Below are 18,353 nucleotides of genomic sequence, written 5' to 3'. Positions count from 1 at the left end.
AAACCCAAGTTCATTTATTTATCCAACGAGAGTAATAACCTATGGAAATTTTGCGAGGGGCACCTGCCTTATCGACATTTCGTGTTAATCAGTTGTTGAAAAACTGTGAAGCGTTAGATTTACCTGTGACAGGCCTATATGCTGAATTTATGCATGCCGCAGATTTATCTGATTCTTTAAATGACCAAGAGTTAGCTGTATTAAAAAAGCTATTAACTTACGGACCGAAAATAGCAGAGCATGATCCTGTAGGGATACTACTCTTTGTGACACCACGCCCTGGCACCATTTCGCCTTGGTCCTCAAAAGCAACGGACATTGCTAAAAACTGTGGTTTAACCAAAGTGAAGCGCCTAGAGCGAGGTATCGCTTATTATGTTGAAACCAGTGCTGAACTGAATCCAGAACAAATCAAAGCATTAACAGAATTGTTACATGATCGAATGATGGAAGTAGTTTTAACGTCATTGGATGATGCGGCGACATTATTTGTTCACGGTAAAGCGGGTGAAATGACAAGCGTTGATGTGATAGGCCAAGGCCGAAGCGCATTAGAAGCTGCCAATGTGAGTTTAGGTTTAGCACTAGCAGATGATGAAATAGATTACTTAGTTGAAAACTTTATTAAGTTAGGTCGTAACCCTAACGATATCGAATTAATGATGTTTGCACAGGCAAACTCAGAGCATTGTCGTCATAAGATATTCAATGCGGATTGGACAATTGATGGCCAAAAACAGCCTAAATCATTGTTTAAAATGATTCGAAATACACATGAACTACATCCTGAATATGTATTATCAGCATACAAAGATAACGCGGCAGTGATGGAAGGTTATCAAGCAGGGCGTTTCTTCCCAAGCGTTGATGGCAGAGAATTTGGTTACCACCATGAAGATATTGATATCTTGATGAAAGTAGAAACCCATAACCACCCAACGGCTATTTCGCCTTTCCCTGGTGCTGCAACGGGTTCTGGTGGTGAAATTCGTGATGAAGGCGCAACCGGTATTGGTTCTAAGCCTAAAGCTGGTTTAGTCGGTTTCTCTGTTTCTAATTTACGTATTCCAAGCTTTGAACAACCATGGGAAACGGACTTTGGTAAACCGAGCCGCATCGTTTCTGCGTTAGATATTATGCTAGAAGCTCCATTAGGTGGCGCAGCCTTTAATAATGAATTTGGTCGCCCTAATATTCTTGGTTACTTCCGTACTTATGAAGAGCAAGTAGAAAGCCATAACGGCAATGAAATCCGTGGTTACCACAAACCAATCATGTTGGCTGGTGGGTTAGGTAATATTCGCCGTGAACATGTTCAGAAAAAAGAAATTCCAGTAGGCGCTAAGTTAATCGTATTAGGCGGCCCTGCAATGAACATCGGTCTAGGCGGTGGTGCTGCATCATCAATGGACTCTGGTGCTTCATCTGAAGATCTAGACTTTGCTTCTGTACAGCGTGAAAACCCAGAAATGGAACGTCGTTGTCAAGAAGTGATCGACCGTTGTTGGCAGATGGGTGAAGATAACCCAATCCAATTTATTCACGATGTAGGGGCGGGTGGTTTATCAAATGCAATGCCTGAGCTTGTGAATGATGGCGGTCGTGGTGGTATTTTCGATTTGCGTGCTATTCCAAATGATGAGAAAAGCATGGCACCGCATGAAATCTGGTGTAATGAATCTCAAGAACGTTATGTAATGGCCGTTAAGCCTGAAAACTTAGCCACTTTTGAAGCTATCTGTAAGCGTGAACGTGCACTATATGCAGTGATCGGTGAAGCAACAGAAGAGATGCATTTAACACTTAACGATCCTGAATTTGATAACAAACCGATTGATATGCCGTTAGAAGTATTATTAGGTAAAGCACCTAAAATGCATCGCGATGTTAAAACGCAAACAGCAACAGGTAAGAAGTTAGATCTTTCTGGAGCAACCGTTAGAGGGGCAGCTGAGCGTTTATTACGTTTACCGTCTATTGCTGAAAAAACCTTCCTTATTACGATTGGTGACAGAACTGTAACCGGTCTTGTTGCGCGTGACCAAATGGTTGGCCCTTGGCAAGTGCCTGTTGCCGATTGTGCGGTAACAGCTGCAAGTTACGATACGTACTTCGGTGAGTCGATGGCATTGGGTGAACGTACGCCTGTTGCATTGCTTAACTTTGGTGCTTCTGCTCGTTTGGCTGTGGCTGAATCAATTACTAATATCGCATGTTCTGATATTGGTGATTTCAAACGTATTAAACTATCTGCTAACTGGATGTCAGCAACGGGTCACCCTGGCGAAGATGCTGGTTTGTATGAAGCCGTTAAAGCCGTAGGTGAGGAGTTATGTCCTGAATTAGAACTGACTATCCCTGTTGGTAAAGATTCAATGTCAATGAAAACACGTTGGCAGCAAGAAGATGGCAGTGATAAAGAAGTTATTTCTCCGCTATCTTTAATTATTACCGCATTTGGCGCGGTGCGTGATATCCGTAATACGGTGACACCGCAGTTGCGTACAGACCAAGGTGAAACTGATTTAATTCTGATTGACTTAGGTAATGGTAAAAACCGTTTAGGTGGTTCATCACTTGCGCAAGTTTATAAGCAATTAGGTGAAACTACACCTGATTTGGATAGCCCTGAACTATTAAGAGGCTTCTTTAATGCCGTGCAAACTTTAGTTGCTGATCAAAAATTACTGGCTTATCACGATAGAAGTGATGGCGGTTTATTTTCTACTATTACTGAAATGGCCTTTGCTGGACATTGCGGTGTGACTGTTAAACTTGACCAAGTGGGAAGTGATGACTTTGCTGCCCTTTACTCTGAAGAGTTAGGCGCGGTTATCCAAGTTAAACGTGAAGACAAAGAAGCAGTATTAAATACACTTGCTGGACACGGTTTATCGTCAAGTTCATTAGTGATTGGCTCATTAAATGAAACTGACCAAATCGAATTTATTCGTGATGGTGAAGAAGTATTAACTGCAAAACGTAGTGAGTTCCGTGGTATTTGGGCTGAAACAACGCTTAAAATGCAATCGTTACGTGATAATTCTGAATGTGCACAGCAAGAGTTTGATCTTAAATTAGATGATAAAGATCCAGGTCTATCAACTAAGTTAACTTTTGATCTTAATGAAGATGTTGCTGCGCCTTATATTGCTAAAGGTGTTCAACCGCGCATGGCTATTCTGCGTGAACAAGGTGTAAACTCTCAACAAGAGATGGCCGCAGCCTTTAATCGTGCTGGTTTCTCTGCAATTGATGTTCACATGAGTGATGTCTTATCAGGTGATGTTCAATTGAAAGACTTTGCTGGTTTAGTCGCTTGTGGTGGTTTCTCTTACGGTGACGTATTAGGCGCTGGTGAAGGTTGGGCTAAGTCAATCTTGTTTAATGAACAAGCGCGTAACCAATTCCAAACTTTCTTTGAGCGTGAGAATTCATTTGCATTAGGTGTGTGTAATGGCTGTCAAATGCTATCAAACCTGAATGAATTGATCCCTGGTTCTGATTTATGGCCACGTTTTGTTCGCAATAACTCTGAACGTTTTGAAGCGCGTTTTAGTTTAGTTGAAGTGCAAAAGTCTAATTCATTGTTCTTAAATGACATGGCTGGCTCACATATGCCTATTGCTGTTTCACATGGCGAAGGTCGTGTAGAGGTTGCTGATAGTGCTCACCTTGTAGCGATTGAAGCAAGCGGTTCTGTGGCGTTGCGTTTTATCGATAACTACGGCAACAATACTGAAGCTTACCCTGCTAATCCAAATGGTTCGCCAAACGGTATTACAGGTTTAACCTCAAAAGATGGTCGAGTAACTATCATGATGCCGCATCCTGAGCGTGTATTTAGAACAGTTGCTAATTCATGGCATCCTGATGAATGGAAAGAGGATAGCCCTTGGATGCGTATGTTTAGAAATGTGCGTAAGCAATTAGGTTAATAAACGTAGTAAAGTAAATAAATATAGTTAAATAAAAGGGGATCTGATATCCCCTTTTTTATATTTTCATTTACATTTAGTCTGCGGCTAATTTTAAATGAAAATATAAATATGAGAGTAAAGGAGTGAGTCTTGTCTATTACGGTAAATAAGGTGTTATATATAGGGGCTAATATAAAGTTAGCTAAAACCTTACTTTCATTAAATTCTTCTTTAGTGCAATTTGATCTTATTCATTTGTTGTCGGCTGATAACTTGGAACAGATCATTGCAGCGGATCACTACCAATATTTAATTTCTGAGCTACCTGTAAACGCTGCAGTGAAAGCCCGTATTGCTGAAAAATTTACTCACTTAGATTGTACTTACCTTGATAACAGTTACCTTGATAATAATTGTCCCGCTAACACTAGCCTTGAAAGTGAAGTGTCTAGTGAAGTAAATATGGAAGAAGATTCCAGTAAGGCTCTATTAGTCTCAGCAGAGGTGGAAGCCGCATTAGACTGTATTAGTATCCCAATTTATTATAAAAATATGCAGGGTAAGATTATTGCCTGCAATACCTACTTCTCTCAAGTGTTTGGTTTGTTGCCTGAAAACTTGATCAATCAAACCTTAGAAAGCGTTTTACCGAACGGCCTTGCGAAAAAGGTTCACCCATCTAAATTAAGTATGTTTAACGATCATCAAGTCGATCTACTTGAATGCGAAATCCGTGATGTAACTGGTATTAAACGTGAGTTTTTAATTCGCGAAGAAGTGGCTGATGGCAGTGAGCTGCAAATAGGTATGCTATTTGATGTGTCTGACATGAATGCGGCTAAATACGAAATTGAAAAAGAACGTGTGATGTTGCGGGCTACAGCCGATCTATCTTCAGATCTTATTTTCTTTAAAGATTTAGAGAGCCGCTTTATTGGTTGTAATAAGCAATTTGAAATATTTGTGGGTTGTTCTGAAGCTGATATTGTGGGCAAAAAAGATGACCAATTATTTGAATTAAATCAAGCAAGAATGTGCCAAGCTCAAGATGCACAAGTAATTGCTAATGATGAAACATACAATAATAACGAATATTTGACCTATAACAATGGTGAGCAACATTACATCTATATGCAGAAAGTACCGCTTAAAGATAAACATGGCAAGGTACAAGGTTTAGTTGCTATTGGTCGAGATATTACTGAAAAAAGTTTGATAAAAAAGCAACTTGAGCTCGCTATGTTAGTCTTTGAAAACAGTCGCGACTGTATATTAGTGACCGATGGGACTGGTGTTGTTGACAGTGTGAATGATGCCTGCGTAAAAATATCTGGCTATTCCAAACATGAGTTATTGGATAAAAAAATCAGTAGTTTTGCCTACGGTAGAGATTACCGTCGTTTGTTTGTTGATATTGAACGTGGATTGAAAAAAGAAGGTAAATGGCAAGGTAATGCTGTTTTTCATACCAAAAATGGTGACTTAAGTTATTTTTGGTTAGAAGTGTATCAAATTAAGCAACAAGGGATAAAAGCAGAAAATCGTGTTTATTCTTTTACTGACCTTACAAAAACTAAACATAACGAAGAAAAAATAAAGTATTTATCTCGACATGACTCTTTGACCGGATTACATAATCGAATTGCTTTGTTTAACCACTTAGAGGCAGCGATTGCTCGTTCTGCTCATAAATCAACTTCTATTGCCGTTTTGTTTGTTGAAATTAAAGACTTTAGACTGATTAATGAACGTTATGGTCATAACAAAGGTGATTGGGTGCTTAAAACCGTGGCTAAACGTTTACAGCAGTGTGTCTCTAACCGAGATATCATTGCTCGTATTAGTGATGATCAGTTTGTATTAGTTATTGAAGAGTTAGATAACGAGCAAGTTGCGGCATTAATTGCACAAAAAATTAATCAACAACTGTCAGAAAATCTTATTATCGATGATATGCCGGTTAATTTATCCTCGTCGATTGGGATCAGTATTTCTCCCGATGATGGTATGGATCTAAACTCGATCCTTTCTAACGCTGAAAGTGCCATGTTACGTTGTAAGAAAGACCAAAGCAGCACTTATCACTTTTATACTAATGAGTTAACTGTGCATTCTGCCCATCAGCTTGAATTAGAAAGTGAGTTGAAAAAAGGCTTTGAAGAAGATCAATTCGAAATTTGTTATTTACCTCAGTATGACCTTAATAAACGCCAAATAGTGGCTGTAGAATCTCTATTACGCTGGAATCACCCAAAGCAAGGGGTGTTATCTCCAAGCTGTTTTACAATGTTAGCAGAGCAATCTGGCCTATTGATTGAACTCGGCTTGAGAACTTTTACTAAATCAGCAAAACAAGCTGCAAAGTGGCATCAGTCAGGTATTAATTTTGGTCGCATTGCGATTAATATATCAAAACTAGAACTGTCACAGGTAACTTTAATTGGCTCAATTCAACAGGTGTTATTAGATACGGGCTGTGAGGCAAGATGGTTTGAATTTGAAATTGATGAAAGTTTATTTAGTAGTACCTTACCGACGCTTCAGGAGAATTTACTGAATTTAAGTCGTTTAGGCATTTCATTAACCGTGGATGGTTTTGGTGCAGAGCGTTCTGTTTTATATTCGATCGATAAATTAAATATTGAAAAATTTAAAATTTCTAAACACTTCATTCAAGGTGTGCCTGGTTATTTAGCAGGTGAAGCAATGTTAAAATCCTTGTTTGTTTTAGCTCACTCATTAGGTATTGACGTGGTCGGTGATTGTATAGATAGTCAGTCTCAAGATAATGCTGTTTGTGATAAAACACTTGGTAATGAGAAAAACCATCAGCCAAAGGAAGCGATGAGTGCGACTGAAGCCACTTTTTATTTGAGGTGCTATAAGCGCCATTAAAGGCATTCTAGATTGAACATTGAAGAGAATAACGACTAAGTACTAGTTTTGGTCACCATTATTGTCTTTACTCTGTTTCTTAATTTATCGACTCGATCGTTTACTTGTAGAAAATTTCTTATAAAAAAGTTATTCAAAATAAATAATCGAGTCGATAAATATTTGTTATTATGCACTTTCTTTGTCTCTTGTTCGCTTTATTGGCAGTATTGCTAATGTTCTGAGCGTATTCATACCCTTCATCATTCAAGATGTAAAATCAGTCGCTCGCAAGGTGAAATATTCAAGGCATAAAGATGACGCGCTAACGATTATATCGCTGAGCATCAATTGCTTATTCGAATAAAGCTATACTGTTTTGATCTTTCTATATTGTTAATCAGTAAATACTATAAATAAGCTGTAATCTTTTTAATGGGAAATTTATGGATCGTTTTATACCGCATATGACGTGGCTAGAGAGTGAAATATATATTGTACTTTCCGCAACACTTTACTTTAGTTTATTAACTATTGTTTCTTTACGAGTGGTATTAACGCGTAATCAAATTGGCGTGTCATTAGCGTGGTTATTGCTTATTTTTGCACTGCCTTTAGTGGGTATGGTGGGATATTTTATTTTTGGAGAGTTAACCCTAGGTGCAAAACGCAGTCGACAGCGTAAGTTACTAGCGGGAGAGTTTTTAAACTGGATACAGCAGCAAGCTACCACTCATAAACAAAGTAAAGATAAGATCAGTGCCAATGCGCATTCAATGCAAGCATTTGTCGAATCCTATACCAATATGCCGATGGTTAAAGGCAATAAACACACATTGCTCACCGATACGGATCAGATATTATTAGAACTGATCAAAGAAATAAAAACCTCACAAAAACATTGTTATTTGATGTTTTATATCTGTAACGAAGGTGGGCTTATTAATCAACTGTTAAATGAATTAAAAGCCGCCGCTGCTAGAGGAGTGAGATGCCAATTACTCTTAGATTCAGTAGGCAGTCATGATTTTTTTAACTCTGCAATACCTGCTCAATTACGTAAAGCCGGTGTAGAGGTGGTTGAAGGTCTGCCAGTGGGTGCGTTGCGCTTATTATTTCAAAGACAAGATCTAAGGTTACATCGAAAATTAGTGTGTATCGATGACCATATTGCCTATACCGGCAGTATGAATTTAGTTGACCCAGCTTTTTTTAATGTACATAAAGGCATTGGCGAGTGGGTCGATGTGATGGTGCGTTGTGAAGGCCCGATCGTACAACATATGCAGGGCTTATTTGTATGGGATTGGTGTTTAGAAACAGAGCATGTGCTTAACCTACCACCTGCGAATAATGATCTATTTTGCATTGAAGGAGATGAAAACTCTCAATTGATCCCCTCGGGACCTGAGTTTGGCAAAGTAGGCATTCATCAAGTATTACTGACGGCGATTTATGAAGCCAAATACAGTTTGGTGTTAACCACCCCTTATTTTGTGCCCGATGAAAGTTTATTAACCGCTTTGCAGGTAGCCGCAATGCGTGGTGTCGATGTGAAGATTATATTGCCGGCAAAAAATGATTCGCTGATGGTGAAATACGCCTCTCGTGCTTTTTTTGAAGACTTGCTAAGTGCAGGTGTGGAGATTCATCAGTTTTATGGTGGCTTATTGCATACTAAGAGTATTGTGATTGATGAAAAAATTGCTTTAATTGGTACTGTTAATTTAGATCGTCGCAGTTTTTGGTTGAATTTTGAAATGACGATGTTGATTGATAATGCGACGTTTGCAGGTGAGTTGTTAACCGCGCAGATGCATTATACGTTAGCATCTAGGCAAGTGAGTTTGGTGAAATGGCGACAACGATCTTTTTTCAAACGTTTATTAGAAAGCATTATCTATTTATTTAGCCCGTTGTTGTAGCTTGAATATAGACTTTAGTTTATTGCTTTAACACTCGTCTGCGCTCGTCCAGTCTGGTTAGTACTTATTTATAGTGCTTTCGCCCTGTCGGCGACACGTCTTTTTTACCGGAAAAGAAACCAGTGCCTAGAAAAGGCAAAGAAACTGACACCGGATCGTTTTCTGATCCAAATAATAAATGGCTTTTATAATGCACCGGCTCTTACGGCACATCCATGTGTCAAACGAGCCTAACCCAAACATCCTGTTTGGCTTTGCTAAAAGCAATTGATGATTTGGGAAAACTCAACGGTGGGGTTGTTCGTCCACATTAGGCAATGTTTTTATACTTTTTATTGAAGCTAGAGTTACTGCTTAGAGTGAGTTCGTCTGCACTTTTCCAGTCAATTTGATGATTTTAGAAAGCCCAACGGTGGGGTTTTATTATCGCATTTGAGTATCTTAACCTGTCAGTTTTGGTATTTAATATTGCTCATTAATTAAGAGTGTTCGATGATAATGACAATACACGACCTCTTTTTCAGCTTGCTTATTTACTTGCTAAATTTCTGGTACTCTTATTAGCAAAGTGGAACTTGTGCAAGTTTACGTAGCAATGGATGAGAATAAATTTAATGAAAGATGTAAAAAGTGTATTCCGTAATCTCGAAAAAATGCTCCAGAAAGCGAGTTGGTTTGATGATGGCTGGGAAATTTATAATCGTGGCAATTACATGCAACTCTCCAAACATAATTGGTTTAACCAAAATCAAGGTGGTATTCACTTTGAAACCTTTATAGAAGGGCCGCAGATTAAGCAAAAGTCCTTTCCTATCTGCATGCATGTGGAAGAAGATTGTCCTTCTCAGGTTGAATTCATTGCTCAATTTATGGCTCTAGAAGAGAAACGTATAAAAAGTTGGAATGGGTATAAAAAGCTCGAAAGTAGCTATGGTATTTGCCAACGCACATTGCCCCTTAATTTTAAAAACCTAGAACAACGTTTATTTGAAGAGTTTAATCGTCTTCGTCTATTAGAAGAAAGCATCAATCAAGTGTTGCTTAAAATTGAATAAAGTGTTTTTTTGAGTGTAAAAGCGCTATAAAGCGAGATATCAGAAATGAAGAAAAGAAAAAGCCCTTGTATTGAACAGTGTGATTTTTCAGGTAGTAAAGGGTGGTGTTCGGGATGTGGCAGAACGAAAAATGAGTGTCAAAAATGGAAATCAATGACGCCATATAACATCACTATTCTTCAAAAAGAGCTTAAAAAGAGAATGCTAAAAATAAAGGTTGAAATGAGCTGAACTGAACAGCGATGAAAGGCAAACAAATGAGACTCCTCAAGCTTTGAGCTTGTTTGTTAAAAAACTGCCTATCTCAGGCTCAGTAAAGAGCGAACTATAATAGATAGGCAGTTCTTATTCAGGTGCTAAAGGGTTTAGCAGCAATCTGAATTAGTGCAGCAGTCACCACAAGCACAACTTTCTGCACACTTACAGCTATCTGTATTACAACAACAGCTCGGATTTTTTTTGTCTTCACAACATTTACATACTTCACTCATGCTTACTCTCCAGTTAGGTTAGGATCGTTGTCAGTACTACAGCACTGCCAATGATTTTCAAAACAATCTAGTAAATGACAACCAGTCTCAGCGCTCTTGCTTGAACCACAAGAATTTGAAAATACTTCTAATGCTTTAACCGTTGCCTGTAATTCAGAAATCTGTGTTTTAATCTCTTCAATTTTTGTTAACGATTTATGCTTAACGACTGATCGTGATTTACTACAACAATGATCGAAAATGAGAAACTCCTTAATTTCATCTAAGGAGAAGCCAACACCTTGAAGCTTTTTAACCAAACGAATCGAGCGAATATCCTCATTAGAATAATGACGAAATCCATTGATTTTTGGTGGTTGCTCAATAATGGCTTTACGTTGATAAAAACGAATCGTTTCTACGCCAACATTTGCTGCTTTAGCCAGCACGCCAATAGTAATTGGTTTATTCTCATTCATCGATAGCTCCTATCCTACACTCTGTACCTAGGTACAGAGTCAAGCAGAGTTTTTAAATAAAAGCAAAAAAAAATCGATATTGAACGCCGACATTTTGTCATCGCGTTTGAGCATTGATGTTTTAGGAGCTTGGGGTTTAGTCTGATTTTTGTATTTTATTTATAGTTCGTTTGCGCTTATTCTGCCCGTTTGATATTTATTTACTTTGATAGTGCGGCAGATCTTACGACATATCCCTGTGCCAAATGAGCCTACTTCAAACATCCATGAATGCAGGCCCCCTGTGTCAGACTAGTTGTGCCAATAAAAGTATTGTCGTTCGGGGGTAATACCGAAAGAAAAGACCTATGGTTTTAGCATTAAATCTTTTAAAGGTTTTCTTATTGAACGAGACGTAGGTAATTGACCTCTTCCTAATCGACCTAAAAATAAGGTGTTCTCAGTATTAGGTACTAAAGCTTCAAACATAGCTCGACCTTTTTCGGCATTAAGCACGACCGCTTCATTTTCTGTAAATTTAATATCTTGCCTTAAATATTTAGAAAAAATTACAGGTGTTTGTTCGGGTTGAAAGCCAAGGCCTAGTTTTGCTGTTGTTAACCAAAAACGTTGTAGCGCTCGTCCTGCTGCAACATAGTCTTCAACGGATTTAGTTTCGTTGTCGGTTTGTATGGCAAAGTGAGCACAACTTTTTAAACTAGGAATAAAATCTAATTGGATGCGAGGTAAAACCGTTCCGGCAAAATATTTATTCATAAACTCAATGCGATCCCAGCTTTTAAATAACCATTGCATTAGCCTAGCTGTTGCCCAGTCGACACCAAGCGCTTTTTCTGGGATTTTAGTTTCACTAAACTGTTTATGCCAATCAATAATGTCTCTGTGGGTATAAAAGGCCTCTTTCATGGTTAAGCGCGTTTTGGCATTACAAAAATTAAGTTTTGCTAATTTCAAACGGTCATCAAATGATTCAAACCACGTTAGCCTATATCCTGCTGGCAAGGCACTTTCTAATTCTGTTTTTTCGCTACAGGTTAGCGCTCTTGTACCCATCGCCCTACGTTGAACAGCTCTAACTTTTATAAATGGAAATAAGTCACTGCTACTCACTTTGTCACTCAGGCTGTCATTCACACTGTCATCTGCAATCAGATTGACTGTCATTTTAATGTGTTTGTCATCACTAAAGTCGTTAGTCGTTTTAAGGGAAAAACCAAATTGGGCAGCTGCAATGGCAATAGTTTCAAGTAATATTCCATGTGCTAAATGGCTTGAGTGGCCGTCTAGGTCGTAAACACAATGTTCTCTGGTATCGGTGCCATGAATAACAAAGGATGTGTCGTCGATAATTTCAAACTGCCATGTTTGCATATTATCGCCACTTGGCGCCCAACGTGCATAATCGAGAATTTTTTCTATAGGCGTTAGTTCTACTGGTTCTTGCTGTGGAGTTGTTGGCAGCTTGCTAAGTAATTTCTTTGTGCCAATAGCAAATGCGATACGTTGAATAATGTTATTGTTTCCACCGGGACGCCACGTTTTTTTGAAACGATTGGTATAGGCGTCAAAATGTAATCCCCAAGGTACATTAAGTACTTTGCCGCGATTAAGTAATATTTTAACAACTTGAGTGCCGGTAACACCTGATGCTAATTGGCAACCCATCATGGTAGAAGGGCCTTTTTTGTTACCAAGATCTAATCGCGTAGGATCGACTAAATAAGCTTGTTGTAATGCTGCGGGTGTTAAACCGAGGAAAAAGCGTAAGTATTGTTCATTTTCCGTGTAACCTTCTAAACGAAAATACTCTTCAAAAGTCATTTTTCCGGGAAGAAAGTTTAAATAGGCGGTACCCATACCTATCGGGGCGGCAGTTGTAGCTGGAATACCTTTTTCAGCACATAGCTTAAAAACATGTTTTCTGGCTTCGATGGCAAAAAAGTCTAATGAGTCAACGTAGCAATCAACACCTGCTAAAAATGCATCAGTATTGTCGTGATTAATGCCTTCAGGAAATACGTTAATCTCAACGTTAGGGTTAATAGATTTGGCCATTTCGACCATAACATCTAATTTTTTTCTATCGTAAGTGTTAGTATTTGCACCGGCTTGTCGATTGGTGTTTTCACAAGCAAATTCATCAAAATCAGACAGGTTAAATTTTGAAATACCTACGCGAACTAAGGTGAGTAAATGTGAACCTCCCACTCCACCCATTCCAGCTATGGCTATTCTTTTGGTTTTTAGAATTGCTTGTTCATCTTCAGTAAACCAGCCAAGATTTCGAGAAAAGGCAAGGTCATAGCTAAAAGCATCGCTCATTATAAGGCTCTCTATCTATCAGTTACATCGGTACTTGGAATTTTAAAGGGTTCGTTATTATATTGTTTTAGTGCTATTTGCTCGGCCATTTCTTTATAAATAATGGCATATAAAGCTTCAAGTTGTTCAGTGAGATCTTTATGAAAATCATTTGCCGCTAAATAAAACATGGCGCGTTGGCCATGATAATCGGTTTCATCACCAATTTGTTGGAAAGGTAGTCCAAAACGCTTCAAGCGTCTATTCAGCCTTGGCTCCATCATCACCACCATGCCCTGGTGTTGACATAAACTTGCTAATGCAATGCCGCCTAAGTACAACCCCATCGCGATATTAGGAAAGTTGCGACGTTCTTCTTCTGAATAGATGGTTTCTGGATTAATGTTATTAAGTACATAAGGTACATTTTTTTCTTTTTCACGACGTCTAAACGAAGCAAGCACAGCTAAGCGTGATATTTCACCAAAACTACCACGAGGTAAGGTGCTGGTATCAAACACTTCTTTTCTTGCGCTGTGTAGACAATTCGTCTCAAAAGGTAATTGTTTGTTAGGAACATCGGTTGGAGGGATTATTAAGCGGATACACCCTGCAAAGACGCCTGTGCGTCTATGTTCTAATAAGCAATGATATGCGTAGTCGTCGCATTCATCAGATTCCATTTCTTGCTCATTTTCGGGTTCCCAGCCTAATTCAGAACTATAGACACCGTATCTGATTTTGAATGCTTCTTGTCTGAGTTCTTTTGTATCAGCAAATCGTATTTTGAAGAATTGATTAAAGTTTTCCGCAATTGAATATTGAGTCATTGTTCGTTAGCAATTTCAAAGGTTATATTATGTATCATCGAATATAGCAGTTATAAATTGTTTCACCTTGTTTTTATTGATACTTAATTGATACGTGTCAGTAAATATTAAGGAAATAGCCCTAAATTTAAAGCTCTACGATTTTAGTCACTATGTGATACGCATTTAATTGGCTTGGTATATAAAAATAAATGACTCGGTTTTGTTTTATTAACCCGTCTGCTCTTACGGCACATACATGTGCCAAACGAGCCTAATCCAAACATCCTGTTTGGCTTTGCTAAAAGTCATTGATAATTTGGGAAAACTCAACGGTGAGATTGTCCGTCCACATTGAGTAATGTTTTATGCTTTTTCTCGTTTACTCTCGTTTCCATTCCCAACGTAGTAATACAGGCTGATGAGTAGGCTTTGAAAAAGTTTGCTTTGGATAGGGGGGGAGCTAGGTTCGTCTTCGCTCATCCAGTCTGGTTGGTGCTTATTTACAGTGGTTTCGCCTTGTCGGCGACACGTCTTTCTTTTATCAGAAAAGAAAGGCGGCAAAGAAACTGACACCGGATCGTTTTCTGATCGAAATAATAAATGGCTTTTATAACGCATCGGCTCTTACGGCACATCCATGTGCCAAACGAGCCTAATCCAAACATCCTGTTTGGCTTTGCTAAAAGCCATTGATGATTTGGGAAAACTCAACGGTGAGATTGTCCCTCCACATTGAGCAATGTTTTTATGCATTTTATTGAAGCTAATGCTTTGGATGGGTTGGCTTTGAGTTAGGTTCGTCTGTGCTCATCGAGCAAGCTTGATATTTATTTTCAGGGGTTTCGCCCTGTCGGCGACACGTCTTTCTTTTATCAGAAAGAAACCAGCATCCAGAAAAGTCAAAAGAACTGACGCTGAATCGTTTTCAAACCCAAATAATAAATGGCTTTTATAACGCACCGGCTCTTACGGCACATCCATGTGCCAAACGAGCCTAACCCAAACATCCTGTTTGGCTTTACTAAAAGCGATTAATTATTTGGGAAAATTCAACGCTGGGGGTGATCGTTCATGATGGGCAATGTTAACTGCTTATTTTATTTAGCATGGCAAAACTATAATCTATTTTTTACATAATCTATTTGGTTCTGCATTTCTACCATAAATGTGGGATTATTCTGTCTATCTACATGACCAAGGTTTCAGTTTTATTTTTAACTTGTTGATTAGTTTATTCAGCTTGTTATTCTGACATCAAATTTAAATAAATAATCGCGTTCTGTCTATCCACCGGAAATGCGGAATAATTCTGCTCAATTACGCTGTTAGCTGTTAATCAGACTGGAGTTTGTCTTGCATAGCCGAAAAACCTTTTACAAATATAAATCTCTGGATAACTTTGAATTTCTTCTAGATTTGATTCTCAAAGAAAGGATATACGCTGCTTGTCAACATGAGCTTAATGACCCGATGGAAGGTGTCGTACGAATTGATGGCACAATCCCAAAGGAAAAAGAAAAAGAATGGGAAGAGATAATAAAGAAATTTAGGATCGTGTGCTTTAGCAGAGATAAAGACAATCAATTGATGTGGTCACACTATGCTGACGGTGCGAGGGGATGTTTGATTGAATTTGAACTACCAGAAGGTCAAGATGTTCAAAAAGTATCATATTTAAAAAAGCCTACAATAACTGACCGCCATATATCAATGGAGAAGGCAGCTGAAATTCTTATGTGCAAACAAAAACCATGGAAATATGAAGCTGAAAGTCGGTGCTTATTGGTAGGGGAAGAAAAGTTTTTACCTGTAAATATCAAGTCCATAAGGTTTGGCAGTCGAGCTGAAAAGTCTAGAGTTGATATGCTCATACATATTTTACAATTATGTAAACCTGAACTGAAAACTATTATTGATAGTGAGCAACGGCTAAGTAATAACATTAGATTTACTTCTAGTGGTGTTAGAACCTATGTTGCAAACCGTACTAGAACGGAAGATTATTGCCCTCAATGTTCAGAAAGAGATATTATAAAAAATGACTTTTGTCGTTAAAATGTGGAAACAATCAAAAGTTGTGTATAAACCAGCTAACAAGGCATTTAAAACTGAACTAAAACAGTGGGTTAGGTTTCGCTTCGCGGCACATTATAACCCACTTTTTTAGTCCGCTTAATGCGGCGTTGAAGTTGTAGGGTTTCTCTAAAAATAATGTTTTACCTTCTTTTTTATACTCTCCGATTGCACTAAAAACCATGTTTTTTGTACAATCAACGATTTTTAGCATATTTAAAAATACCTCTACACACAATTCTTCGTGCCCTCTGTTAGGAGATGAACATTCGTAAACTTTTTTCAGGGGAGAAAGAAATGCAGTAGGCGGACACCACACAGTTAAAAATATCTTTAATTATGTGATGTTTTATTCAAATAAATATTAAACTTTTGGTTTTTTACGATAAAAGCTCAAACCAACTAAACTTAATCCAAATAAAAGTATTGATGCTGGTTCAGGTACATTAACCACTGCTCCACCACCATCTGCGCCATTAGTGTTAATATTGTTTTGAGACACAAAGGTACCTGTCCCAGTGGTTGTATCCAGAGAAAGCGTTGCACCGGAGTAAGTAAAACCATACAAAGTATTATTAAAGTAATTCAAACCATAAACTGAAGAGTAACCAGTTGAACCAATCAATGTCCCACTACCATCTGCCGTATTCAGTGACCAAAGACTGTCGCCGTTTCCACCAGTTGTAGATGATAGGTAAAGGTTGCCTAAATCATCAAAAGAAATATCACCAGATGAATTATATGATCCTGTGCCTATTAAAGAGGCATTACCGGTAGTTGTATCGATTGAATATAAACCATTACCACCACTGCCATACAATATTCCATTACTGGCGAATGTTAAACCATTTACACTTGCACCAGTATTTCCGATTAAAGTCCTAGCGGCTGTAGTTTGGTCGATAGAATAAAGTTGGCTACCACTTGTTACACCATATAATATGTTTGAAGTACTTAGTGCGATATCAAACATAATCCCTGTATTACCAATTAAAGTAGAGCTGTTAGTGGAAATATTATAATCATATAGATTGCCATTAGCTGCACCAATAAATGTGGCATGAGCTGAGCTTGCCGATAAAATCATTGCTCCGCTTATTGCATAAATTATAGATTTCATTTTATATCCTTATGTTGATTTCTATTAATAAAAAAGCTTAATTGCTATTTCGATTAAATAATAAGCATAAAATATTCCAACTAAATAAAGCATATTTATATCAATCAATTGTTAACAAAAAGAGATTTTGAAAGTGTTATAAAATCCCCAAAAATAGCTTAAATAAAAAACATGTAAAATATATCGACAAAATACTAGCCTTAATAAATAAAGTGATTTTTTAAATAGTTTTTCTCTTCTTTTGGTTCTACTTCTGATACATCTATTACGTCAACTTAAGCATTACTGTAATAAGAAGTAATTAATACTCGTTTAGCTCGGAAATGATGGTTCAGAACAACCACTAATTTTACCCTGAATTCACATTCAAACTACCTTTGTCCATACTGTTTTAAAGGCTCTGAGATAGCTTGTTATGACGCATTTCGACAATCCCAAGTGTTACTTGCGGATACACTCTATTACCTCTGTATATCTCGCTGTGCTTCTTGGGATCTATTTTTAATGTTAAAATCTTTAATATTAAAGTAATAATGCAATAGCGAGATTTTACGTGACCTTAATAAGTTTTTTTTAGCGGATCTCGCCGGCACTGCATCGGATCATCAGTTATCTAATGTGCATTCCTAACAGGTAAATAATATTAATGAATCTATTCAATAAAATGGCTGCGTTGTTATCGATAAACTGGCAAAAATTTACTCTGCTTTGTTCTCAGACACAGCAGTTTCAAGATCGAGTTTGGATAGTTAGTATTCAGCAAAAAACAGGACAAAAGAGTAATTTATTTAACGATACTTTTGTGGTCAGTGAGGACAGTTTTGATAAGCCAATGCAATGGATGGAAAAGCAGGGGTATCAGCCTGAAATAATTAATGATGTGAATAATATGCAACGCTCTCAAGCGATTAAAATAGAGTTGGAAAACAGTTTGCATAGCTTGATGAGAGTTAAATAGTTTTAGGAGGATGACGGGGAATCTTGATTTTTGCTTTGACCTTTTACTTTTTAGTCATTGAAAGCAAGGTACCGGAAAAATAACGTTTAATCATATTTAAAAAGTAACTTATTTAAAAAGTAACTTATTTAAAAGGTAACCTATTTAAAAAGTAACCTATTTAAAAAGTAACTTGCGTTTTACTAATAACCCTTCGTGCCCTCTGTGTAGCGCAGTGCTTCGTGGTTAATTCTTTTTTGGGTTGTCGTTTATTTATCATATCCAAATTGAAATTATGAATATTCATGAGGTTTAATTTTTTCAAGGTTATTTATCTTTTACGATTAACCCTTCGTGACCTCTGTGTAGCGCAGCGCTTCGTGGTTA

At 37.7% G+C, this 18,353-nt stretch carries 11 protein-coding genes; 7 read left to right on the top strand and 4 right to left on the bottom strand.

The features are described from left to right. Window positions 1-41 precede the first annotated feature (41 nt). The 5 genes from purL (at window position 42) to MT391_RS08685 (ending at window position 10,005) form a co-directional block, all read left to right on the top strand. Window positions 42-3,938: a phosphoribosylformylglycinamidine synthase gene (gene purL / locus MT391_RS08705; RefSeq protein ID WP_499497614.1), complete on the top strand. Its 3,897-nt coding sequence runs from the start codon at window positions 42-44 to the stop codon at window positions 3,936-3,938. A gap of 132 nt (window positions 3,939-4,070) precedes the next feature. Further along, window positions 4,071-6,815, top strand: a complete 2,745-nt coding sequence (locus tag MT391_RS08700) for a putative bifunctional diguanylate cyclase/phosphodiesterase (RefSeq protein WP_499497613.1) — start codon at window positions 4,071-4,073, stop codon at window positions 6,813-6,815. A 425-nt stretch (window positions 6,816-7,240) separates the two neighbouring features. Beyond that, on the top strand, window positions 7,241-8,719 hold the full coding sequence (gene cls / locus MT391_RS08695; protein WP_499497611.1) for a cardiolipin synthase: 1,479 nt from the start codon (window positions 7,241-7,243) through the stop codon (window positions 8,717-8,719). 614 nt (window positions 8,720-9,333) lie between these two features. Beyond that, window positions 9,334-9,774, top strand: a complete 441-nt coding sequence (locus MT391_RS08690; protein WP_499497610.1) for a hypothetical protein — start codon at window positions 9,334-9,336, stop codon at window positions 9,772-9,774. A 45-nt stretch (window positions 9,775-9,819) separates the two neighbouring features. Next, entirely contained in the window at window positions 9,820-10,005 is a 186-nt protein-coding gene (locus MT391_RS08685) for a DUF1289 domain-containing protein (RefSeq protein ID WP_166372241.1), read from the top strand. 262 nt (window positions 10,006-10,267) lie between these two features. Here the strand turns inward: MT391_RS08685 and MT391_RS08680 are convergent, their stop codons facing one another. The 3 genes from MT391_RS08680 to MT391_RS08670 all read right to left on the bottom strand — a co-directional run bounded on the left by MT391_RS08680 (window position 10,268) and on the right by MT391_RS08670 (window position 13,854). Then, a complete protein-coding gene (locus tag MT391_RS08680) occupies window positions 10,268-10,723 on the bottom strand; it encodes a MerR family transcriptional regulator (protein ID WP_499497608.1) in 456 nt (151 codons plus the stop codon). A gap of 345 nt (window positions 10,724-11,068) precedes the next feature. Beyond that, window positions 11,069-13,045, bottom strand: a complete 1,977-nt coding sequence (locus MT391_RS08675; protein ID WP_499497606.1) for a ThiF family adenylyltransferase — start codon at window positions 13,043-13,045, stop codon at window positions 11,069-11,071. 11 nt (window positions 13,046-13,056) lie between these two features. After that, complete coding sequence (locus MT391_RS08670) at window positions 13,057-13,854, bottom strand: PEP-CTERM/exosortase system-associated acyltransferase (protein WP_166372244.1); 798 nt, start codon at window positions 13,852-13,854, stop codon at window positions 13,057-13,059. A 1,335-nt stretch (window positions 13,855-15,189) separates the two neighbouring features. Between MT391_RS08670 and MT391_RS08665 the strand changes: the two genes are divergently transcribed. Next, on the top strand, window positions 15,190-15,891 hold the full coding sequence (locus tag MT391_RS08665) for a DUF2971 domain-containing protein (RefSeq protein ID WP_499497604.1): 702 nt from the start codon (window positions 15,190-15,192) through the stop codon (window positions 15,889-15,891). Window positions 15,892-16,273: 382 nt separating this feature from the next. On the opposite strand, the gene MT391_RS08660 is transcribed toward MT391_RS08665, so the two are convergent. Further along, a complete protein-coding gene (locus MT391_RS08660) occupies window positions 16,274-17,029 on the bottom strand; it encodes a PEP-CTERM sorting domain-containing protein (RefSeq protein WP_166372246.1) in 756 nt (251 codons plus the stop codon). Between the two features lie 646 nt (window positions 17,030-17,675). Between MT391_RS08660 and MT391_RS08655 the strand changes: the two genes are divergently transcribed. Next, window positions 17,676-17,987 (top strand): hypothetical protein, encoded by a 312-nt coding sequence (locus tag MT391_RS08655; RefSeq protein WP_499440629.1) that lies wholly within the window; start codon window positions 17,676-17,678, stop codon window positions 17,985-17,987. Window positions 17,988-18,353: the final 366 nt, after the last annotated feature.

It is taken from the genome of Vibrio sp. 1-Bac 57 (genome assembly GCF_037546855.1).
Classification (GTDB): domain Bacteria; phylum Pseudomonadota; class Gammaproteobacteria; order Enterobacterales; family Psychromonadaceae; genus Psychromonas.
The sequence above is the reverse complement of the archived record's forward strand: the minus strand, read 5'-3'. Positions and strand labels throughout refer to the sequence as shown.